21 protein-coding genes are annotated in these 21,837 nt (G+C 70.9%); 6 read left to right on the top strand and 15 right to left on the bottom strand.

What is annotated here, in order from left to right:
- Positions 1–33 precede the first annotated feature (33 nt).
- The 3 genes from ACFOW8_RS17195 to ACFOW8_RS17185 form a co-directional block, all read right to left on the bottom strand.
- The gene (locus ACFOW8_RS17195) at positions 34–1,848 is read right to left on the bottom strand and encodes an AMP-dependent synthetase/ligase (protein WP_378551623.1); all 1,815 of its coding nucleotides are present in this window, start codon (positions 1,846–1,848) and stop codon (positions 34–36) included.
- Complete coding sequence (locus ACFOW8_RS17190; protein WP_378551622.1) at positions 1,841–2,296, bottom strand: MarR family winged helix-turn-helix transcriptional regulator; 456 nt, start codon at positions 2,294–2,296, stop codon at positions 1,841–1,843. The genes ACFOW8_RS17195 and ACFOW8_RS17190 overlap by 8 nt, the downstream gene beginning before the upstream one ends.
- 83 nt (positions 2,297–2,379) lie before the next feature.
- Positions 2,380–4,935: a DNA translocase FtsK gene (locus ACFOW8_RS17185; protein ID WP_378551621.1), complete on the bottom strand. Its 2,556-nt coding sequence runs from the start codon at positions 4,933–4,935 to the stop codon at positions 2,380–2,382.
- 298 nt (positions 4,936–5,233) lie between these two features.
- Here ACFOW8_RS17185 and ACFOW8_RS17180 point away from each other — a divergent pair, with 298 nt between their 5' ends.
- Both ACFOW8_RS17180 and ACFOW8_RS17175 read left to right on the top strand, forming a co-directional pair.
- Entirely contained in the window at positions 5,234–5,617 is a 384-nt protein-coding gene (locus ACFOW8_RS17180; RefSeq protein ID WP_378552065.1) for a DUF4189 domain-containing protein, read from the top strand.
- Positions 5,618–5,667: 50 nt separating this feature from the next.
- Complete coding sequence (locus ACFOW8_RS17175; protein ID WP_378551620.1) at positions 5,668–6,204, top strand: hypothetical protein; 537 nt, start codon at positions 5,668–5,670, stop codon at positions 6,202–6,204.
- A 55-nt stretch (positions 6,205–6,259) separates the two neighbouring features.
- On the opposite strand, the gene ACFOW8_RS17170 is transcribed toward ACFOW8_RS17175, so the two are convergent.
- Both ACFOW8_RS17170 and dapA read right to left on the bottom strand, forming a co-directional pair.
- Entirely contained in the window at positions 6,260–8,281 is a 2,022-nt protein-coding gene (locus ACFOW8_RS17170) for a ribonuclease J (RefSeq protein WP_378551619.1), read from the bottom strand.
- A complete protein-coding gene (dapA, locus tag ACFOW8_RS17165; protein ID WP_378551618.1) occupies positions 8,278–9,186 on the bottom strand; it encodes a 4-hydroxy-tetrahydrodipicolinate synthase in 909 nt (302 codons plus the stop codon). The genes ACFOW8_RS17170 and dapA overlap by 4 nt, the downstream gene beginning before the upstream one ends.
- 147 nt (positions 9,187–9,333) lie before the next feature.
- Between dapA and ACFOW8_RS17160 the strand changes: the two genes are divergently transcribed.
- Positions 9,334–9,780 carry a hypothetical protein gene (locus tag ACFOW8_RS17160; RefSeq protein WP_378551617.1) on the top strand — a complete coding sequence of 149 codons (447 nt, stop codon included), beginning with the start codon at positions 9,334–9,336 and terminating at the stop codon, positions 9,778–9,780.
- A 9-nt stretch (positions 9,781–9,789) separates the two neighbouring features.
- Here ACFOW8_RS17160 and ACFOW8_RS17155 read toward each other — a convergent pair whose 3' ends face one another.
- The 7 genes from ACFOW8_RS17155 to dapB all read right to left on the bottom strand — a co-directional run bounded on the left by ACFOW8_RS17155 (position 9,790) and on the right by dapB (position 15,886).
- On the bottom strand, positions 9,790–10,989 hold the full coding sequence (locus ACFOW8_RS17155) for a winged helix-turn-helix domain-containing protein (protein WP_378551616.1): 1,200 nt from the start codon (positions 10,987–10,989) through the stop codon (positions 9,790–9,792).
- 183 nt (positions 10,990–11,172) lie between these two features.
- Positions 11,173–12,198 carry a hypothetical protein gene (locus ACFOW8_RS17150; protein ID WP_378551615.1) on the bottom strand — a complete coding sequence of 342 codons (1,026 nt, stop codon included), beginning with the start codon at positions 12,196–12,198 and terminating at the stop codon, positions 11,173–11,175.
- Positions 12,191–13,405, bottom strand: coding sequence for a sensor histidine kinase (locus tag ACFOW8_RS17145; RefSeq protein WP_378551614.1), 1,215 nt, complete (start codon positions 13,403–13,405; stop codon positions 12,191–12,193). Before ACFOW8_RS17145 ends, ACFOW8_RS17150 begins: the two co-directional genes overlap by 8 nt.
- Complete coding sequence (locus tag ACFOW8_RS17140) at positions 13,402–14,079, bottom strand: response regulator transcription factor (RefSeq protein WP_378551613.1); 678 nt, start codon at positions 14,077–14,079, stop codon at positions 13,402–13,404. Before ACFOW8_RS17140 ends, ACFOW8_RS17145 begins: the two co-directional genes overlap by 4 nt.
- A 113-nt stretch (positions 14,080–14,192) precedes the next feature.
- Positions 14,193–14,645, bottom strand: coding sequence for a flavodoxin family protein (locus ACFOW8_RS17135; protein WP_378551612.1), 453 nt, complete (start codon positions 14,643–14,645; stop codon positions 14,193–14,195).
- A complete protein-coding gene (locus ACFOW8_RS17130; RefSeq protein WP_378551611.1) occupies positions 14,646–15,143 on the bottom strand; it encodes a hypothetical protein in 498 nt (165 codons plus the stop codon).
- Complete coding sequence (gene dapB, locus ACFOW8_RS17125; protein WP_378551610.1) at positions 15,140–15,886, bottom strand: 4-hydroxy-tetrahydrodipicolinate reductase; 747 nt, start codon at positions 15,884–15,886, stop codon at positions 15,140–15,142. The genes ACFOW8_RS17130 and dapB overlap by 4 nt, the downstream gene beginning before the upstream one ends.
- A gap of 345 nt (positions 15,887–16,231) precedes the next feature.
- On the opposite strand from dapB, the gene ACFOW8_RS17120 reads away from it, so the two are divergent.
- A complete protein-coding gene (locus ACFOW8_RS17120) occupies positions 16,232–17,041 on the top strand; it encodes a carbonic anhydrase (RefSeq protein WP_378551609.1) in 810 nt (269 codons plus the stop codon).
- Between the two features lie 94 nt (positions 17,042–17,135).
- Here the strand turns inward: ACFOW8_RS17120 and ACFOW8_RS17115 are convergent, their stop codons facing one another.
- Entirely contained in the window at positions 17,136–18,242 is a 1,107-nt protein-coding gene (locus tag ACFOW8_RS17115; protein WP_378551608.1) for an alcohol dehydrogenase catalytic domain-containing protein, read from the bottom strand.
- 135 nt (positions 18,243–18,377) lie between these two features.
- Between ACFOW8_RS17115 and ACFOW8_RS17110 the strand changes: the two genes are divergently transcribed.
- Positions 18,378–18,773, top strand: coding sequence for a VOC family protein (locus tag ACFOW8_RS17110; protein WP_378552063.1), 396 nt, complete (start codon positions 18,378–18,380; stop codon positions 18,771–18,773).
- Here the strand turns inward: ACFOW8_RS17110 and ACFOW8_RS17105 are convergent, their stop codons facing one another.
- The gene (locus tag ACFOW8_RS17105) at positions 18,774–19,988 is read right to left on the bottom strand and encodes an MFS transporter (RefSeq protein WP_378551607.1); all 1,215 of its coding nucleotides are present in this window, start codon (positions 19,986–19,988) and stop codon (positions 18,774–18,776) included. It abuts the gene before it with no gap.
- Positions 19,989–20,068: 80 nt separating this feature from the next.
- On the opposite strand from ACFOW8_RS17105, the gene ACFOW8_RS17100 reads away from it, so the two are divergent.
- On the top strand, positions 20,069–20,401 hold the full coding sequence (locus tag ACFOW8_RS17100; protein ID WP_378551606.1) for an ArsR/SmtB family transcription factor: 333 nt from the start codon (positions 20,069–20,071) through the stop codon (positions 20,399–20,401).
- A 12-nt stretch (positions 20,402–20,413) separates the two neighbouring features.
- Here the strand turns inward: ACFOW8_RS17100 and ACFOW8_RS17095 are convergent, their stop codons facing one another.
- Positions 20,414–21,745, bottom strand: coding sequence for a M16 family metallopeptidase (locus tag ACFOW8_RS17095; protein ID WP_378552061.1), 1,332 nt, complete (start codon positions 21,743–21,745; stop codon positions 20,414–20,416).
- Positions 21,746–21,837: the final 92 nt, after the last annotated feature.

Genomic DNA, 21,837 nt, shown 5'->3' with positions numbered 1-21,837 from the left:
CGTGGCCGCGGGCACCCCGGTCCGGCGCGTCGGTCAGCGGTCAGGGCTCCGGTACATCTGCTCGATCCGGTCGGCGAACCGCTCGGCGACCACGTGCCGCTTCACCTTCATGGTCGCGGTGAGCTCACCGGATTCCTCGGTGAGGTCGCGCTCGAGCAGCACGAACTTCTTGATCGATTCCGCGTGCGAGACACCGCTGTTGGCATCGTCGATCGCCCGCTGCACCTCGGCGCGCAGCGCGGCATCGGCGCGCAGCTCGCCGATGGTCGCGCTCGCCGGACGGCCGGTGGTGCTCTTCCATGCCGCGAAGGCCTCGGGGTCGACGGTGATCAGCGCGGTGACGAAGGGGCGTCCGTCGCCGAGAACGACCGCCTGCGAGATCAGCGCGTGCGAGCGGATGCGGTCCTCCAGCGGACCCGGCGAGACGTTCTTGCCGCCCGCGGTGACGAGCAGATCCTTCTTGCGGCCGGTGATGGACAGGAAGCCGTCCGCGTCGAGTTCGCCGATGTCGCCGGTGCGCAGCCAGCCGTCGTCCAGCGCGGCGGCGCTCGCCGCGTCGTTGTGCCAGTAGCCGGCGAACACCACGCCGCCGGACAGTTCGATCTCACCGTCGGCGGCGATGCGGACCCCGCTGCCGCCCAGCGGCCGGCCAACGGTGCCGATCTTGATCGCGCCCGGGGAGTTCACACAGTGCGCCGCGGTGGATTCAGTGAGCCCGTACCCCTCGTAGATCGGCACGCCGAGCCCGCGGAAGAAGTGCCCGAGCCGCGGCGCGAGCGCCCCACCGCCGGAGATGGCGTAGGCGCAGTCGCCACCGAGCGCCGCCCGCAGCGGCGCGTACACCAGCCGATCGCACAGCGCGTGGCTCGCCCGCAGCAGCGGGGACGGCGGGCGCGCGAATCCGCCCGTGTGGTCGAGGTTCTCGCTCCACCGGATCGCTGTCCGCTCGGCGAACTCGAAGATCGCGGCCTTGACGAAACCACCTGCTCGCGCCTTCTTGTCCGCCCCGTCGCGCACCTTCTCGAACACCCGGGGGACACCGAGGATGGTGTGCGGGGCGAAGCGCGCGAACTGCTCGGTGATGGTCTTGAAGTCCGCCCAGTGCGCCTGGGTCATCCCCGCGTCGAACGCCGCCAGCGACACCGCCCTGGCCAGCACATGCGCCAGCGGCAGGAAGGTCAGCATCCGGTTGCCCGGCCGGGCGATGTCGCCGATGGTGGCGGTACGGATGCCGCGCACCTCGGCCAGGAAGTTGCGATGGGTGAGCACACAGCCCTTGGGCCTGCCGGTGGTGCCGGAGGTGTAGACCAGCGAGGCGATCGTCTCGGCACGCAGGCCGTCGAGCCGCTCGCGCAGGGCCACGTCGGCGATGGCGGTCCCGTCGGCGACGAGGGTGGCTTCGGCGCCGTCGTCGATGACGAGGGTGCGGCGCAGCGTTTCCGGCGCGCCGGTGAGCAGTTCCTTCTGCGCGGCCCGCTCCACCAGCGCGATGGCCGCGCCGGAGTCCTCGAGAATCCAGCGCACCTGCTCGGCCGAGGACGAGTCGTAGACGGGCACCGTCACCGCGCCCGCGGCCCAGATGGCGAAATCCAGGAGGGTCCATTCGAAGCGGGTCGCCGACAGCAGCACCACCCGGTCACCGGGCTGGATACCGTTGGCGATCAGGCCCATGGCGACCGAGGAGACCAGGCGCGCGAACTCCACCGCGGTGACGTCGATCCAGTCGCCGTCGACCGGACGGGAGAACAGCACTCGTTCGGGCGCCTGCTCGGCCTGGGCGTACACCGAGTCGACGATGGTGTCGCCCTCGGCGATGGTGAAGGTGGGTGCCGCGGTGAACTCACGCATGATCGTCTCCAGTGGTGGGATCGGAGTGGCCGAAGCGCCGCAGCGCGGCGGCGAAGTCGGCAATGTCGCGGGGCGTCCAGTCCGCCATCCGCTCGGCGATCTCGGCGAGGTCGCGTTCGGCGGCCGCCGCGAGCGCCTGCCCGCCCTCGGCGGTCAGGGTCAGCGGGTAGCCGGAATGCAGGCTGCCTTCCCCGGCCCGCACCCAGCCCGCGTCCGCGCAGCTGCGCAGCTGGCGCGAGATCGTCGACCGGTGCACCCCGAACGTCTCGGCGATCTCGGTGGCCCGGCAGCCGGGATTCCGGTCGATGTAGGACAGCACCGATTGCAGCGCGAACGAGGGCAGCCCGTCGACACTCGGCCGTCCCGCGACGATCTCGCGCACGACTCGCGTCAGCGCGTCATGGACCGCGGCGACCTCGGCGGGCCACCGCCCCGATGGGTGTTGCATAGTGCAACTATAGCCCCGGCCGAGCCGGCCGGTTCGCACAGGTGACCCAAGCGGGCGACCCGCAGTCCGCCGCGTCCGGGGCCCTAGTCGTCCGCGCCCGCACCGGGATCGCCGCCCCGGATCGAGAACAGCAGCCCGTCGAGCTCATCGGGTTTGACCAGCACATCGCGCGCCTTGGAACCCTCGCTCGGCCCGACGACGCCACGGGTCTCCATCAGATCCATCAACCGGCCCGCCTTGGCGAAGCCGACGCGCAGCTTGCGCTGCAACATCGAGGTGGACCCGAACTGAGAGGTGACCACCAGCTCCACCGCCTGCAGCAGCACGTCCATGTCGTCGCCGATATCGGGGTCGACGTCCTTGGCCTCGCCCGCCTTGGCCGCGGTGACACCGTCCTGGTACTCCGGTTCGGCCTGGGTCTTGCTGAACTCGACGACGGCGGCGATCTCCTCGTCGGAGATGAACGCGCCCTGCAGCCGGGTGGGTTTACCCGCGCCCATCGGCAGGAACAGGCCGTCACCCATGCCGATCAGCTTCTCCGCGCCCGGCTGGTCGAGGATGACGCGGGAGTCGGTGAGCGAGGACGTCGCGAACGCCAGCCGGGACGGCACATTGGTCTTGATCAGGCCGGTGACCACGTCGACCGACGGGCGCTGGGTGGCCAGCACCAGGTGAATGCCCGCCGCGCGCGCCTTCTGGGTGATCCGCACGATCGCGTCCTCCACGTCGCGCGGCGCGGTCATCATCAGGTCGGCCAGCTCGTCGACGATGGCCAGGATGTACGGGTAGGGCCGGTACACCCGCTCGCTGCCGAGCGGCGCGGTGATCTGGCCCGACCTCACCTTCTTGTTGAAGTCGTCGATGTGGCGGACCTTGTTGGCCTGCATGTCCTGATAGCGCTGTTCCATCTCCTCCACCAACCAGGCCAGCGCGGCCGCGGCCTTCTTGGGCTGGGTGATGATGGGCGTGATCAGGTGCGGAATGCCCTCGTACGGCGTGAGTTCCACCATCTTCGGGTCGATCAGGATCATCCTGACCTCCTCCGGCGTGGCCCGGTGCAGCAGCGAGACCAGCATCGAGTTCACGAAACTGGACTTACCGGAACCGGTGGAACCGGCCACCAGCAGGTGCGGCATCTTGGCCAGATTCGCCGAGACGAACTCGCCCTCGATGTTCTTGCCGAGACCGATCACCAGCGGGTGATGGTCGTTGCGGGTGTGCGGCGACTTGAGCACATCGGCGAGTCGCACCAGTTCACGATCGGAGTTGGGCACCTCGATACCCACCGCGGACTTGCCCGGAATCGGGGCGAGCAGGCGCACGTTCTCGGTGGCCACCGCGTAGGCCAGGTTCCGGTGCAGCGCGGTGATCTTCTCGACCTTCACGCCTGGTCCGAGTTCGACCTCGTACCGGGTGACCGTCGGCCCGCGCACGAAACCGGTGACCGCCGCGTCGATCTTGAACTGCACCAGCACCTCGGTGATCGCCTCGATCATCGATTCGTTGGCGGCCGAACGCTTCTTGGGCGGTTCGCCGTCGAGCAGCAGCGTCAGCGGCGGCAGGGTGTAGTCGCCGTCGACCACGCGATCGGTGACGAACTCCGGCTCCGGCGGTGGCGGCGGGGTCTGGTCGACGGCCTTGGCGGGCTGGCGTTTACGCGCGGGTTCGGGCGCCGGCTTCGGTACGGGCGGCTCCTCGTCGAGGCGCAGCTGTTTGGCCTCGCGCAGCGGCGGTTCGCCCAGCGATTCGGTGACCGCGTCGGCGAATTCGTCGGGCGGGTAGTTGTCCTCGGGAGTGCGGCCGCGGCGGCGGGTCCGGTTGCGGTGCACCGGGAAACCGTCGGCGTCGTAGTTGGCCGGATCGTACGGATCGCCATCGTCGCGGTGCTCGCCGAGACCGAAATAGTCGCGCAGCGCCGACGGCACCTCGCGCACCGTGGTCCCGGTGAGCAGCAGCACGCCGAACACGATGGCCAGCAGCAGGATCGGCAGTGCCAGCCATGGGGTGAGGCCCTGCCCGAGCGGGCCGCCGATCGCGTACCCCAGCGCGCCTGCGGCCCCGGCCCGGCCGTGCGCGTCGGTGGGTGAACCGGCGGCCAGATGCCACACGCCCAGCGCGGGCAGGATCACGAGCACACCACCGAGAACGAGGCGGGGACGGATCTCCGGATGCGGTTCGGTGCGCATGAGTACCACTGCGAGCGCGACGAACAGCACCGGAGCCAGCCCACCGGCGGTGCCTGCCACGGCACGCACGATGTCTTCGAGGAAGCGCCCCACCGGACCGCCCGCCGACATCCACATCGCCGCGGCGATGATCGCGCTCACCGCGATGAGCGCGAGGCCGATGCCGTCGCGCCGGTGCCCGTGTTCGATCTCCCCCGCCCGGCTCAGCGTGCGGGTGGTGGCGCCGACGCCGCGGGCCAGCATGGTCCAGCCGCTGCCGACGCCACGGCCGAGCACCGCGAGCGGCGCCGTGTTCGAGGCCCGCCTGGCCGGTCGTCGCGCCGCGGTGGTGCGTCCGCGCGGCGCCGCCGACGCTCGTGGAGTCGCCGAACGGGATCGCGCCGGCGACGTCTGCCCCCGGCTCGCTCCCGCCCGCGCCCGAGAGGTCGTGGTGCTGCGGGACTTACCTGCCATGACCATCAGGCTAGCCGCTCAGGCACCGTCCGGACCATCCGCAACACTGGTCCCACCCCGGTTGGGACGGTGATCTCACCCGGACCCGCAGGTCACGGCCCCCCGGACGGATCGCACCGAATCGGGCGGGGACCGCGTTTCGCGGTCCCCGGCTTGCCGAATCCTTGTCGAACCCTTGCAATCCGGGCCCTGACCTGCGGACACCGGTGGCGTGAACCCGGAACAGGCCGGTACGTTGACTGCGCTCCATCGGGTCATCGACCCATTGCTTACGAAGGGGAAGCAACAAGTGAAGAGAATGCTCACCAGCGCGGCTGTGCTCGGTGCCACCGCCGCGGCGATGTTCGCCGGGCATGTCGCTCCGGCACAGGCGCAGTCGAGCAACTACGGCGCCATCGCGGTGTCCGTGCGACCGGGGGTCTACGGATACGCCACCGACTACGGCAGCTTCGCCGATGCCGGCGCGGCCGCGCTGGCGGCCTGCCGACGCGGCGGTGGTGGCGGCGGCTGCGACGTGAAGGTCTCCTACCGCAACGGCTGCGGCGCGATCGCGATCTCGCGCGGCTGGTGGAGCTACGGCTCCGCGGCGACCATCCGCGGCGCGAAACAGGAAGCGCTGAACAACAATCCGGGCCGTGCCTCGATCAAGCACTGGAACTGCACCAGCGGTTACCAGCTCTAGCCCGCCTCGTATCGACCAGTATCCGGGAGTTGGAAGTGAAAATCCGTCCGATGCAGACCGCCGCTGCCCTCGTCGCGATCGTCGCGACGCTGGGGCTCACCGCGTGCGGATCCGATTCCGGTTCGACCGGCGAGGCCGCCGCGACCACCACCGCCGCGACCGCGTTCGAATCGGGAGACACCAAGCAGGACAAGGAGGAAGGGGGCGAACTCGCGGTCACCACACCGCCCGACCTGCCCAAGCCGACCGTCGAGGAACTCAACGGCCGCATCAACAAGGCGCTGGCCGGGCAGTTGACCGCCGAGGAGAAGAAGACCTACATCGAGGACGCCGACCAGGATCCGATGCTGGTCGACAAGTTCGTCGACGCGGCCGAGCGCAACAACGTCACCGTCGCGATCACGAACGTCGGCGATCCGGCCGACGGCAAACTCAAGGCCGATGCCGATGTCACCATCGACGGCACGCCGGTCCAGGACGCGTTCGTGGACTTCGTCGCCGAGGGCGAATCGTGGAAGGTCTCCCACGTCTTCGCCTGCAATATCGTGAAGTCGGCCGAGCTCGACTCCGCGGCCTGCCAGGAATGACCCGCTGACGACGAAACCGCCGGGCGACACGGTCACCCGGCGGTTTCGATCCGGCTCAGACGCCCAGGACCGTCGGCACGATCATCGGACGGCGCCGGTAGGTGTCGGAGACCCAGCGGCCCACGACCCGGCGCACCCCCTGCGCGATCCGGTGGGTGTCGGTGATGCCCTCGCCCGCAAGGCGCAGCAGTTCGGCGTCGACCAGTTCGTTCGCGCCGCTGAGCGCGGTCGGGTCGTCGGAGAAGCCGCGGCCGTTGAGTTCGGTGCTGACCGCCTTGCCGGTGGTGGCGTCGATGACGACGGTGATGGCGATGAAGCCGCCCTCGCCGAGGACCAGCCGGTCCGACAGGGTCGATTCGCCGACGTCACCGACGGAGAGACCGTCGACGTAGACGTGCCCGACCGGGACCCGGCCGACGATCGAGGCGATCCCGTCGACCAGGTCGACCACCACACCGTCCTCGGCGAGCACCACGCGCTCCTCCGGTACCCCGGTCGCCACCGCCAGCGCGGCGTTGGCGCGCAGGTGCCGCCATTCGCCGTGCACGGGCATGGCGTTGGTCGGGCGCACCGCGTTGTAGAGGTAGAGCAGCTCACCGGCCGAGGCGTGGCCGGAGACGTGCACCTTCGCGTTCTGCTGGGTGATGACGGTCGCGCCGAGCCGGGCCAGGCCGTTGACCACCGCGAACACCGAGTTCTCGTTGCCGGGGATCAGCGAGGAGGCCAGCACGATCAGGTCGTCGGCGCGGATGTTGATCTGCCGGTGATCGCCGCGGGCCATCCTGGCGAGTGCCGAGAGCGGCTCGCCCTGGGAACCGGTGGAGATCAGCACCAGCCGGTTGCCGGGCAGGTTGGCCGCGGCGTCGAGGTCGACGACCACGTTGTCGGGCACCGTCAGGTAGCCCAGGTCCTGCGCGATCTGCATATTGCGCACCATCGAGCGGCCGACGAAGCAGATCTTGCGGTTGTACTTCTGCGCCACGTCGACGACCTGCTGGATGCGGTGCACGTGGCTGGCGAACGAGGCCACGATCACGCGGTTGCGCGCCTTGCCGATCACATTGTCGAGCACCCCGCCGATCTCGCGTTCGGGAGTGACGAAGCCGGGGACCTCGGCGTTGGTGGAGTCGACCAGGAACAGGTCGACGCCCTCGTCGCCGAGCCGGGAGAAGCCGGCCAGGTCGGTGAGGCGGCCGTCCAGCGGCAGCTGGTCGAGTTTGATGTCACCGGTGTGCAGCACGACGCCGGCGGCCGTGCGGATCGCCACGGCGATGGCATCGGGAATCGAGTGGTTGACCGCGAAGTACTCGCACTCGAAGGGCCCGTGCACGGTGGTCTCGCCCTCGGCGACCTCGATGAGCTTGGGCTGCAGCCGGTGCTCCCGGCACTTGGCTGCCACCAGTGCGAGGGTGAACTTGGCGCCGATCACGGGGATGTCGGGGCGGTTGCGCAGCAGGAACGGCACCGCGCCGATGTGATCCTCGTGACCGTGAGTGAGCACGATGGCGACGATGTCGTCCATCCGGTCCTCGATCGGCCGGAAGTCGGGCAGGATCAGGTCGACACCGGGCTGCTGGTCCTCGGGGAACAGCACACCGCAGTCGACGATCAGCAGCTTGCCGCCGTATTCGAACACGGTCATGTTGCGGCCGATCTCACCGATGCCGCCGAGTGCGAACACCCGCAGACCGTTCTTCGCCAGTTTCGGCGGGGCACCGAGCTTGTCCTGGGCGGCCTGCTCGCGCGGCTCGGCGGTGGCCGCGGCGCCACGGCCACGGCCCTGCCTGCCCCGGCCACCGCGGGAGGGCTGCTGCGGCGCCTGTTCGGCGGGCTTGCTCTTGGCGCGGCGCGTACCGGTCTTCTTCGGGGCGGCGGCCTGCTCCTCTGGCACGCTGATCAGCTCGGTGCCGACCTCGGCGGCACCGACCAGCTCGGCCTCGGCGACGATCTCGGCGACCGGTTCGGCGGGCCGGGGCGTCGGTTCGGCGGCCGGGGGTGTCACCGGGATCGGTTCGGGCGCGCCCGCGGCGCGGCTTGCGGAGCGACGGCGCGGCTTGCGGCCGGTGGGCTCGGTCATGCCGTCACCCCCGCAGCTTGCAGGTCCAGTGCCAGCGCGTCGAGCTGCGCCGGTGTCGGCATCAGCTGGGGCAACCGAGGTTCACCCACGTCGACACCGAGCAGATGTAGAGCTCCCTTGCACATCGCCACACCTCCCAGGCGGGTCATGGCCGCGAACAGCGGCAGTAGCGTCGCGTTGATCTCCCTGGCCCGGACGACGTCACCGCTGGTGAAGGCGGAGTGGATCTCGCGCAGCCGATCGGGCACGAGGTGGCCGATCACGCTGATGAAGCCGGTCGCGCCGACCGAGAGCCAGGGCAGGTTGAGCCCGTCGTCGCCGGAGTAGAAGGCCAGGCCGGTGGTCGCGATCAGGTCGGCGCCGGAGACCAGGTCGCCCTTGGCGTCCTTCACGGCGACGATGTTCGGGTGATCGGCCAGCCTGCGGATCGTGTCGATGGCGATGGGCACCACCGACCGCGGCGGAATGTCGTAGAGCGTCACCGGCAGCGCGGTGGCGTCGGCGACCGCGCTGAAGTGCGCGATCAGCCCCTCCTGCGTGGGGCGCGAGTAGTACGGGGTGACGACGAGCAGACCGTGCGCGCCCGCGTTCTCGGCCGCGCGCGCCAGTTCCAGCGAATGCGCGGTGTCGTAGGTGCCCGCGCCCGCGATCACGGTGGCGCGGTCGCCGACGGCGTCGACCACGGCGCGCAGCAGGTCGGACTTCTCCGTTTCGGTGGTGGTCGGTGACTCGCCGGTGGTGCCGGAGATGGCCAGCAGATCGACGCCGCGATCGACCAGGCGCGCCGCCAGGGCGACCCCGGTATCGATGTCGACCTTGCCCGCGGCGCTGAAGGGGGTCACCATCGCGACACCTACCGTGCCGGAGGCCTGCAGCTCCGTTGGCGTCGATTCACCGTTCGTCATGGTCGCAAAGGCTACCCGGTCCCCGGTCGAGCCTCGACACCCTAGCGGCCGATCCGGCTGCCGGTGGGTGATTTTCGCCGACACGCCGAGCATCGATGACATCATCGCGACCTTGCATGATGTCATAGCCGACGTCAGACTGATGTCATGGATCTGAACGCTCATACCGCGCGGCTGCGCGAGGAACTGATCGCCGCGGCCGCCCTCGGCGACGAGAAGACGCAGGCCACCGCCGCCGCACTGGCCGCTGCGGTGGAGAGCTCGAGCAGGCTCGTGCTGCTCGCGGCGCTGTCGGAGCTGGCCGCCGAGATCAGCACCGAGCTCGGTGACCGCACCGTGCACGTGCGGCTGGACGGCACCGACGCCGTGGCCGACGTGCGCAAGAACACGCCGTCGGGGTCGGCGGAGCCGCCGACCTTCGAGGAGATGACCGGCGATATCAGCCGGGTCACCCTGCGGTTGGTCGAACAGCTCAAGTCCAAGGCCGAGGAAGCCGCCGCCCAGAACGGGCAGTCGCTGAACTCGTGGCTGTCCGGTGCGGTCAGCGGCGCGCTGCGCGATCAGATGCGCGGCCAGGGCCCCAAGAACTGGTAGCTGGCCCGCTCACAGCAGTGGGGCGAGGTCGCCGCGCTCGCCGATGACGATCTCGTCGAGCGCGAGCCAGTCGGCCATCTCCCGTAGCGCGCCGCGCAGCGCCTGCGCGGTCTCGGGCGTGCGATGTCCGGGTTCGGCGAACGCGCCGGGGACGAGCAGTCTGCCGGTGCCGCGTTCGGCGCGCAGATCGACCCGGCCGACGAGCTGCCCGTCGAGCAGGAACGGGAAGACGTAATAGCCGTGCACGCGTTTGGGTTCGGGCGTGTAGATCTCGATGCGGAAGTGGAAATCGAAGATCCGCTGGGTGCGTGGCCGGAAGAAGATCAGCGGGTCGAACGGGCACAGCAGCGCCGCGCCGGTGATCCGGCGGGGTGTGCTCGCCTCCTGGTGCAGGTAGGCGGGCACGTCCCAGCCGTCGACGGTGACCGGAATCAGTTCCCCCGCGTCGACCAGATCGGCGATGGCGGGGGCGCTCTGGCGGCGGTTGAGGCGGTAGTAGTCGCGGAGGTCGGGCTCGGTGCCGATGCCGAGCGCGCGGCTCGACCGGCGGATCAGCTCGCGAACGGCCTCCTCCTCGCCGATCTCGCGGTCGCGGACGTCGGCGGGGACGACGCGTTCGGTGAGGTCGTAGTGCCGGGTGAAACCGGCCCGGCGGGCGATGGACAGCTCACCGGCGGCGAAGAGCTGTTCGCAGATCATCTTGGTGTCGGACAGGTTCCACCAGGTGCCCTTGGGGCGCGGCTTGTCCAGCTCAAGGTGGCGTTCGATCTCTCCCGCGCTGGCGGCGCCGACCTCGGTGACGACATCGAGGATGTCCTTGCCGAGGGTGGGGTTGCGGTCGATCACCTTGCGCATCCCCGCCCAGCGGCCCTGGCGGTACTCGGCCATCCGCCAGCGCAGCAGCGGCCAGTCCGCGACCGGGATGAGGGCGGCCTCGTGCGCCCAGTACTCGACCAGCCCGCGGCGGGCGCGGGCGCTGTCGCTCCAGGCCGCTTGTTCCAGCAGGGTGCGGTCGTAGGGGCCGATCCGGCTGAACACCGGCGCGTAGTGCGCGCGCACCACCGCCGACACCGAATCCAGTTGCAGCAGCCGGGTTCTGGCGACCACATCGAGCACGGCCCGCCGATTCGGCTTGGTCGGCCTGCGTTTTCCGAAACCCTGTGCGGCCAGCGCGATCCGCCGAGCCGTCGCCGCATTCATCCGCTGCATTCGCTCAGCTTGGCAGAGGGGTCCGACAGATTCGCCGCGCTCGTGCCTGCGTCTCGCCATGGCTCACCGCAGGCACGACAGCCGAGGCGGCCGCGCCGGCCCGCCGTTCGCGCGTCCCTTCGCCTGCGGCCTTGCAGGGCTTCACCACGTGGCGGTGCCTGTCCGCGCATTGCGTCCGCTCGCTCAGGTCGACATCCTGACCGTGCCCGCGGTGTCGATCTCGAGGCGGCGGTCGCCGGTGGGGCCGGTCGCCAGCACGGTCGCCACCCAGCGACGCCCGACCGGCAGGACCCGTACCGTCACCCGGCCCGCGGTCGCGCCATCGAGCTCACCGGCGGCCGCCTCGATCACCTCCGCGCGCACGCTGCTGGATACGCCACCGAAGCCGCCGTCGTCGAGCAGCGTCACCTCGACCCCTCGGGCGCGCGCGTCGCGGGCCGCCGCGCTGAGCCGCGTGGTGACCAGATCGGGGGCGCGCAGCCCGTCGCGCAGTTCGGCTTCGAGCAGTCCGCATTGTTCGCGTTCGGCGGCGGTCAGTTCCTCGCCCGCCGCGATGCGGGCCAGCATCGGACGAGCCAGCAGATCGAGCCGGGCCAGCTGCCGGTCGCGCTCGGCGGTGGCCGCGGCCAGCGCCGCCTCGGTGGCGGCGCGGTCGGTAGCCTGGTGGCGCAGTTCGCGCAGCGAACGCTGGGTGGGCCGCAGAATCGCCATGAACACCGTCACCGCGGCGACGGTCGCGATGGGCGTGAGCGCCCGCACCGCGGTCTCCGGATGCCAGGTGGTGAACACGCCCATGGTCACCAGCACCGTGGCCGCAGCCGCGACCCCCGCCCAGGCCGGCAGGATGCGGCCGCGCAGCACCAGCATCGCCAGCAGATACGAGGTCGGGTACGCGGTCCACATCTGGTGCGAGAACCCCGAGGGATTCTCGATCCACGGTACCGACAGCGCCATCGCGACCGGACCCGCGCAGGCCACGTACACCGTCGCGGGCCAGGGCAGCGGGTCGACCGGGCAGACCAGCACCACCAGCGCCGCGGTCGCCATCGATGCCAACGCGAGGGCGGCGGGCACCGCGGGCGCGATATCGAAATTCACCCGCAGGTACAGCACGATGGTGGCCTCGAAGATCACCACGAACAGCCAGGCCATGCCGTCGCTGAGCCCGAGCAGGTCGCGCATGCCGAACGGCTGTTCCCGCTCAGCCATCACTGCCCCACACCAGGGTTACCACGGTTCCCGCGCCCGGCGCGGACTCGACGAACGCGGCACCTCCTGCCAGGGCCCGCATCCGGCCCAGGATGCTGCCCGCGATCCCCATCCGGTCGACCGGGATCCGCGCGGGGTCGAACCCGGCGCCGTCATCGGTGAGCACCACCCGGATACCCCCGGTCGCGATGGCGACCGACACCGTGCGCCGGACCTCGCGGCCCGCGGCTCCCGCATGGCGCAGGCTGTTGCGCACAGCCTCGCTCAGCGCGGCACCGAGTGCCTGGGCCGCCTCCATCGGCAAGGACAGGTCGGCTCCGCGCCGCGCCGCGCGCACCTCGAGCCCGGTATCCACCTCGCGCACCGCCGCACGCAGGAACTCCACCGCGGCGGCGGCGTCGAGGTGGTCGATCTCGGGGGCGCCGCGGGCCTGTTCGAGCTGGTCGAGGGTGCGGGCGGCTTGGTCGCGCAGCACCGCGGACGAGCCGGTCGCGCGCGATGCTTCCAGCAGCGTCGACAGCACACCGTCGTGGATGAGCGCTGCGAAGCGCGCGCCTTCGCGCTCCCGTGCCGCGGTGGCCGCGACGGTCGCGGCCCTGGTGCGCTGTTCGGTCTTCTCCCGGTCGACCCGGTCGGCGGCGGTCCGCGCGTAGATCACACACCACAGGAAGAGCGCGCCCACCCCGAGTGCCCTGGTGATGTCGCCGACGACGTCCCAGGCCGAGCTGTCGGGTACCACAAGGCCGTTGGACACACTGGTCGCCACGGCGAGCACCGCGGTGCAGCCGATCGCGATCCGCGCCGACCAGGCCAGCCCGGCCGCCATCGCGCCGAGCGCGAGCCCGCGATAGGGCCAGGAGGCGAACGAGCCGATCGAGACCACCGAGTACACCAGCGGGGTGAGCACCGTCGCGACCGAGTAACACATCGCCGCCCCGGCGGCGATCCGCCGGATGGCGGTGACCGGACCACCCACCGACACCGCCGCCAGCGGCGCGAACAGCAGATAAGCGCCGACCAGGTGTACCTCCGGCCACACCGAGAGGTTCTCCTGCTGTACGAGCACCGCAGGCAGTTCCAGCATCATCACGATCATCGCGCCGACCCCGATCACCATCCCCAGCCTGCGCAGGATCTGGTCGGTGGCCGCCAGGGAGAGGTCGGAGTCCCCGGTGCCCGGTGTCCGCTCCTGGACCGCCGTGGTCACGTGCGCTGCTGCCGTTCCGGCACCGGCAGCCAGCCGTCCTCGACGGCGCGTTTGTACAGATCGGTCTTGGTGGGGGCGGGGCGGCCCGCGTCGGCGTACTTCTGCCGGATCCGGCCGAGGTAGTCGTTCACGGTCTGCTCGGACAGCCCGGTCAGCCGCGCCACCCGCGAGGCCTTCTCCCCCGAGGCGTACAGCATGAGCACTTCCTCCTGGCGCGGGCTGAGCCCCACATCGGACAGCTGCGGGTCGCCGTCGATGGCGGCCGCCCAGTCGGTGGTGACGACCTGTTCGCCGGAGGCGGCCCGGCGCACCGCCGCCACCACGGTCGCCACGCTCTCGGACTTGCGCACCACACCGAGGACGCCGGCTTTCGCGGCCGAGCGCACCAGGAACGCGTTGTCGGCACCGGTGAACACCAACACCTCGATGCCGCGTTCGCGTAGCGCGTTGACGTTGTCTTCCGGGGTGGACCCGTCGGGCAGCCGCAGGTCGAGCACCACCAGGTCGAGCGCGTCGGTGGCGGCGAGCAGCCCGGATACCGAGTCGGCGGTGGCGACCAGGTCCAGATCGGGCTCGGGCCCGAGCATGGCCGCCAGCCCGATCGCGACCGACTCGTGGTCCTCGACCAACCCGATCCGCCGCACCGGCGCAGCCTGCTCCAACTCGCTCACCATCCATCCTCGACACCATCCGCGGTCTGCCCGCGCACCTCGGTGTCGAGTTCTACCGCATCCGGGCCGCGTGTGTCAGCCGCCAGAATTCGGGGCGGGGAGAACCACGGCGCCGCTCATTCCATGAGTTGGGCCGCCACGGTCGCGCCGAGTTCCCAGCACGCCTGGAGGTCGTCCTTGGCCGGCTTGCCGGACACGATCACGTAGTCCGCGGTCTGCACCCAACCGAGTCCGGTCGTGATCGCCGTGACGCCCTTCTCCGCCCCCTCGGTGCCCTCGTTACCGTGCAGGAACAGGCCGTACGGGCGCCCGCGGGTGGAGTCGAGGCACGGGTAGTAGAAGGTGTCGAAGGCATGTTTGAGGGCGCCGCTCATGTAGCCGAGGTTGGCGGGGGTGCCGAGCAGGTAGCCGTCGGCGGCCAGGACGTCGGGGGCGGTGACGGCGAGCGCGGCGCGGCGCACCACCTCGACGCCCTCGATCTCGGGGTCGGTGGCGCCCGCCACCACCGCCTCGAACATCGCCTGGGTGTACGGCGACGGGGTGTGGTGGACGATCAGCAGCCGGGCCATCTACGCCTCTCGGTCCAGTTTCTCCAGCGCCACCGCGCGGCGCATGGTTTCGCGAGCGCGGCCGCGGTCGCCCGCGTAGTCGTAGGCGCGGGCCAGCCGGTAGGAGGAACGCCAGTTGTCCGGGTCGGCCTCCCATTCGGTCTTCATCCGGGCGAAGAGTTCGTCGGCGGCGTCGCGTTCGATGCGGCCGGACGGGCGACGCGGCAGCTGCGAGGTGTCCACCTCGAGGCCCTCGTCGTGGATGCGGCGGGCCAGCTGCTGGTGGGCCAGTGCGGCTTTCAGGGTGGCCCAGACGATCCAGACACCCACGATCGGCAGGCCGAGCATGCCGATGCCGATCGCGATCCCGGCGAATCCGCCGTCGGCGATGTAGGCGATGGCCACCCCGCCGAGCCGGACGAAGTAGTAGCCCAGCGCCAGTACCAGGAACGCGATGACCGCGAGGATTTTCCCGACCTCGCGGTCGGGTCGGCGCGCGGCGGGTTCGGGGGTGCTCACAGATCGAGGAACGGGTCGAGTCCGACGGTCAGGCCGGGGCGGGCACCGATCTCGCGCACCCCGAGCAGCACGCCGGGCGCGAAAGAGTTCCGGTCGATGGAGTCGTGCCGGATGGTGAGCGTCTCGCCCTGGGTACCGAACAGGACTTCCTGGTGGGCGACGAGCCCGGCCAGGCGCACCGAATGCACCCGCACGCCCTCGACGTCGGCGCCGCGGGCACCGTCGAGTTCGGTGGTGGTGGCGTCGGGGCTCGCGCCGACGCCTGCCTCGGCGCGGGCGGCGGCGATGAGCGCCGCGGTGCGGTAGGCGGTGCCCGACGGCGCGTCGGCTTTGTTCGGGTGGTGCAGCTCGACGACCTCGACGGAGTCGAAGAAGCGCGCGGCCTGCTCGGCGAAGCGCATCGACAGCACCGCGCCGATGGCGAAGTTCGGGGCGATCAGCACACCCACGTCGGGCCGCGCGTCCAGCCAGCCGCGGACCTCGGCCAGTCTGGCCTCGTCGAAGCCGGTGGTGCCGACCACGGCGTGAATGCCGTTCTCGACGAGGAACTTCAGGTTCGGCATCACCACGTCGGGGTGGGTGAAGTCCACCACGACCTGGGTGCCGGTCTCGGTGAACGTCTCCAGCGCGTCGCCCTTGTCGACCTGGGCGACCAGCTCCAGATCGGCCGCCGCTTCCACGGCCGCGCAGATCGCCTGCCCGACCTTGCCACCTGCTCCGAGCACTCCGACCCGAATGGTCACCCGCTTCTCCTCGCCTCGTTCCCGATTGGCCCAAGCCTATCGAGCTGCGGCCGGTGCCCCTCGGTGAGGTCGGTCGCGGCCCGCCACCCGAAACCGGGTACCGACCGTGGGCGCGTCGCCGAAGGCGGGCACCGCGCGGGCGGTCGGGACGCCGGCGCTGTGAGATATCTCGCCGCCCCCGAGTCTGGCGTGTACGACCCGGCGATCCCTACCGTCGATCCACACGTTCCGGCGATATCGCCGGGGCGCGAAGGACATTCGTAGCCAGCAGGACGAATCGGACTGCCATCGCGGCCACCAGGACGGTGCCGCGGCGCCGCCTCGTGCTGCGAAGGGGTGATCTGCATGGCCGGAGTCGAGCGAACCGCACCCACCGCGCGGCGGGTGTCCCGCCGCGGGGCGCTCCTCGGATCCGTCGCACTGGTCGCGGGCGTGCTCGCCTGCGCCGCCGACGACGCGGGCGCACGCCCGACACACTGGGACTACGACGCCGATGGCCCCGGCGCGTGGCCCGCGCTCGATCACGACTACCTGGCCTGCGGCACCGGGCGCGAGCAGTCGCCGATCGATCTACCCGGACACGAACGGATCGACGCGGCCGCGGGGATCGCCGTCGGTTACGGGTCCGCCGTGCCGGTCGAGCTGCGCAACAACGGCCACACCGTGCAGGCCCAGCTGCCCGCGGGCAACGGCAATCGGCTCGTCGTCGACGGCACTCCGTTCGAACTGAGCCAGTTCCACTTCCATCTGCCGAGCGAGCACACCATCGACGGGGACAGCTCGGCCATGGAACTGCATCTGGTTCACCGCAGCGCCGCCGGTCAGGTGGCCGTGCTCGGTGTCCTGCTGCGCCCCGAAGCCGGGGCGCGGCGCTTCGATCCGATCTTCACAACGCTGCCGTCGGCCACCGGCGACTCGGTTCCCGGTGTCGGACCGATCGACCCGGCCACGCTACTACCCACCCGGCGCGACCAGTTCCGCTACCGCGGTTCGCTCACCACTCCCCCGTGTACCGAGGGCGTGTCCTGGATCGTCTTCGACACCCCGGTGGCGGTGTCACCGGCCCAGGTGGACGCCTATCGATCGCTGTTCGCGCACAGCAATCGACCCACCCAGCCCCGCAACGGACGGCCGGTCGTGCACGCGGGCGGATGACGGAAGGAGCGCGGACATCGGCCGGGTCTGCTGCTCGATGTACTGCCGCACGATCGAGAGTGGCGCACGTGCCGCTGCCGAGGCAGACCCTCCGTCAGTCGAACACGATCACCTGGCGCAGTGCGGCACCGGCCGCCAGGTCGTCCATCGCCTGGTTGACCTGGTCGAGCCCGATCCTGGCCGAGACCAGCTTGTCCAGCGGCAGGGTGCCCGCGCGCCAGCGGCGGACGTATTCGGGGATGTCGCGGGCGGGGACCGCCGAGCCGAGGTAGCTGCCGACGATGGTGCGGCCCTGTGCCACCAGGGCCAGCGGGGAGATGGTCGCCGTCGCGTCCGGGGCAGGCAGACCCACCGTCACGGTGACGCCACCGGGCGCGGTGGCTGCCACCGCGGTCTCGAACGCGCGGACATTGCCCGCCGCCTCGACGACCACGTCCGCGACGCTGCCCGCCGCGGCGACCTCGGCCGGGGTATAGGCCGCGCTCGCCCCGAATTCCCTTGCCAGCAGCAGTTTTTCGGGCACCGTGTCGACCGCGATCACCTCGCCGAGACCGAGCGAGACGGCCACAAGCACCGCCGCCATGCCGACCCCGCCGAGCCCGACCACCATGATCCGGTCGCCCGGCCCCGGCTTCGCGGCGTTGAGCAGTGCGCCGCCGCCGGTGAGGACCGCACAGCCGAGGACGGCGGCGAGCTCGGGCGGCACATCGTCGTCGACCGGCACGACCGAGCGCCGGTCCACCACGGCATGCGTGGCGAACCCCGAGACGCCGAGGTGATGGTGCACCTCCACGCCGTCGCGGCGCAGTCGGCGCCCGCCGCCGAGCAGCTCGCCCGCGTTGTTGGCGACGCTGCCCGGTGCGCACGGGGTGCGCCCGCCGCTCGCACAACCCGCGCAGTCGCCGCAGCGCGGCAGGAAGGTCATCACGACCCGCTGACCCACCACGATATCGGTGACGCCACCGCCGACCTCCTCGACGATCCCGGCGGCCTCGTGCCCGAGCAGCATCGGAACCGGGCGCACCCGGTTGCCGTCGACCACCGACAGATCCGAGTGACACAACCCCGCCGCCTCGATCCGCACCAGCAGCTCCCCCGGTCCCGGTGCGGCCAGGTCGAGCTCGCACACGGTGATCGGCCGGGATTCGGCGAACGGTGCGGGCGCGGCGATCGTTTCCAGAACGGCTCCTCGAATCCTCATGTGCGCGACGCTACCCGCCGACCGCATTGCCCGATCCGCGATCCGGCGCTAATCTCGACCCCCGTGACGGCGCTCCTGTCGGCCGCCTTGTACCGAGCCCAGGGTCGGGGCCGTCACGGACCAAGGAGAAATCCACTGTCAGTGCAGTTCGATCACACCATCGTCGGATGTAGCGATCATCGGGTGACCGCCGAATTCTGGGCGGACATCCTCGGGTTGGACGTAGGGGCGGAGTGGGGTCCGTTCATCTCGCTCCCCACCGCCAACGGGGTCACCGTCGATTTCGCGAAGGTGCCACCGCACGTCACCGAAATCCAGCCGCAGCACTACGCGTTCCTCGTCTCGGAGGAGGAATTCGATGCTGCCTACGCCAAGATTCAGCGCTACCGCCTCGATCATTGGGCCGATCCCCAGCAGCACGGGGCCGGTCGGATCAATCACAACGACGGTGGCCGCGGGGTCTACTTCCTCGACCCCGACGGCCATTTCCTGGAATTGATCACCGTTCCCTACGGCGGCTGGCCCAGCTAGTCACCGCGCCGCTGCTCGGGTTCCACGGAGCCCGAGCAGTGCGGCGCCGACGCAGGCCACCGAGACCAGCACGATGAACCAGGGGAACACCGTCGCGATCCCCCAGGTGGTCGCCGCCCAGCCCGCGGCCAGGGTCGGCAGCGCCATCGCCGAGTAGGCGAGCAGGTAGTAGGCCGACATGGTCTCCCCGCGCCGATGCGGCGGGACGACCTCCGACAGGTGCCGCAGCGACCCGCCGAAACCGAGCCCGAAGGTGGCGCCGAGCGCGATGCCGGCGAGCAGGACCGCGGCGGGCTGCGCGGTGGCCAGCGCGGGGATGGTGGCCAGCAGCGAGACCGCCATGCCGAGGTCACCGATGATCGCCGCGCGACGCGCTGGGATGCGGGTGGCGAACAGCTGCGAGGCCGCCCCCGCGAAGGCGGTACTCGCCACCACGGCGCCACCGAATACCAGGTTGTGCATGCCCGTCTCGGCCGCGGCGAGCGATGGATACAGCGACAGCAGTACGCCCAGCACCGACCAGGCGGCCATCACGCCGATCGCGGAGAACCAGAAGTCCACCCGGATCTCGTGCGGCACCGCCGGTTTGGCGATCCGGATGCGGGCCTTGCGCCGCGCGGTGTGCGGCTCGCGCAGCGCGAGCAGGCCCGCGGCCGCGGCCAGGCAGATCACCGCGATCACCACGTACGGGGTGCGCAGCGGTGAGGGCGCGTACTGCGCGAGCACCGCGGTTCCCAGCACGGCCATCCCGATGCCGACATTGAAGGCCACCCCGGTGAGCTGCCCGGAGCGCGCCCCACGGTCGGGGCGCAGATCGAGCAGGGCCGCGGCACCGGCGACGACCGTGGCGCCGACCGCCGCGCCGTGCAGGGCTCTGGCCAGCAGCAGCATGGGGACCGAGTCGGCCAGCAGGAACACCAGCAGGCCGAGGATCATGGTGGCGAAGGCGCCGACGATCACGGGTTTGCGGCCCATCACGTCGGAGACCCGGCCCGCGACCAGGACGGCGCCGAGCGCGGCCACCGCGTAGACCGCGAACACCATGGTCGTGGTGAGCGGGGTGAAGTGCCACTGGGTCTCGTAGATGCCGTACAGCGGGGCGGGCGCCCCGGACACACCGAGCGCCACCGCGCTGGCCGCGAGCACGAGCCCGTACGCCCAGCGCTGCCCCGACTCGACCGGAGCGAGTGCCGTCGCCGCCATCGCAGCCCCCATCAGGTGAGTTTGACAACCATCGAACGTCGTCGAGCGTACGCCGAGTATGATGACTATCAAACCCCGGAGTGAGGTAGATCATGACGCAGGCTAACGGCCTTCCCCCGGCGCAGACCACCCCGGTCGCCGGGCTGCCCGCCGTGCTGAGCGCCCTGCACGATCCGGTCCGGCTGGAGATGGTGCGCAGGCTCGCCAACGCGCACGGCCCGGTCCGGTGCGCCGCGCTCTACGACGCGATCAACAAATCCACGGCCACCCACCATTTCAAGATCCTGCGCGAGGCGGGGCTGATCGAGCGCACGACCATCGACGGCCAGACGTTCCAGCGGTTGCGGACCGAGGAACTGGCCGTGGCGCTGCCCGGACTGCTGCCCGCGGTCGTCGACGCCGCGAACCGCGCCGCCGCGGACTGACAGGCGAATTCCTCAGCGGTCGACGAGCTTGCGCACCGCCGCGGGCAGATCGCGGGTACGCCGGAACGGACCGGCGACCGCGGCGCCGAAGGGCCGGGCGAGCAGGGTGCGCGCGATCGCGCCGACCTCCTCGGTGGTGACGGCGTCGATGCGGGCCAGGGTGGCCGAGACGCTGCGGTGGTTGCCGTAGCTGAGTTCGCTGCGGCCGATCCGGTTCATCCGCGACGCCGAGTCCTCCAGCCCGAGTACGAGACCGCCGCGCAGCGAGCCCTTGGCGCGGGCGCATTCGGCGTCGGTGACGCCGTTGTCCGCCACGTCGGTGAGCACCTCGCGCGCCAGGGTCGCGACCTGGGCGAGGTTCTCGGGCTGGCAGCCGAGATACACCGAGAACGCGCCGGTGTCGGCGAAGGTGTCGACACTCGAGTACACCGAGTACGCGAGACCGCGTTCCTCCCGGATGCGCTGGAACAGCCGGGAACTCAGTCCGCCGCCGATGACGGTGTTGAGCACAGACAGCGGCCAGCGCTGCCGGCCCTCGTGCCTGCCGAACGCGCGCACCCCGAACACCAGGTGGGTCTGTTCGCTGTCGCGGTTGATCCGGATCAGCCCCGGCTCGGCCTTGGCGCGGAAGGTGCCCTCGCGGCGCGGTGCGGGCGCGGCGGCGCTGTCCAGGTGCGCGGCGAACGCGCGGTGCACCAGCTCGACGGTGCGGTCGTGGTCGACATTGCCCGCGACCGCGACGACCATCCGGTCGGGCCGGTAGCGGCGCTGGTGGAAGCCGCGCAGCTGGCCGGCGCGCATGCCCTCGATGGATTCGACGGTGCCGATCACCGGGCGCCCGATCGGATGGTCACCGAACAGCGCGGTGAGGAAGGAGTCGGCGACCAGGTCCTCGGGATCATCGTCGCGCATGGCGATTTCCTCGAGCACCACCTGCCGTTCCACGTCGACATCCGCGGCCCGGCACAGCCCGTCGAGCACCACGTCGGAGACCAGTTCCACGGCCAGCGGTAGATCCTCGTCGAGGACATGGGCGTAGTAGCAGGTCTGTTCCTTGGCGGTGAAGGCGTTGAGTTCGCCGCCGACGGCGTCCATGGCCTGGGCGATGTCGAGGGCCGAGCGGGTGGGGGTGGCCTTGAACAGCAGGTGCTCGAGGAAGTGCGCCGCGCCCGCGACCGTGGGGCCTTCGTCGCGGGAGCCAACGCCCACCCACACCCCGATGGAGGCCGAGCGCACGCCGGGGACGTGTTCGGTCACCACGCGCAGCCCGCCGGGCAGCACGGTGCGCCGTACCCCACCCTCGGTGCCGACGAGGTCGGCGGATTCGGCATTCGACTCGGTCAGCTGTGGCTTCGTCACCCGATCCCACCGGACGGCTGTACTGGCATGGTTTCTCGACCTCTCGCAAAGCGGGTGCTGGCGACGTGCGCGGATGC

Source organism: Nocardia rhizosphaerae, from assembly GCF_042650365.1.
GTDB classification, from domain to species: domain Bacteria; phylum Actinomycetota; class Actinomycetes; order Mycobacteriales; family Mycobacteriaceae; genus Nocardia; species Nocardia rhizosphaerae.
The sequence above is the reverse complement of the archived record's forward strand: the minus strand, read 5'-3'. Positions and strand labels throughout refer to the sequence as shown.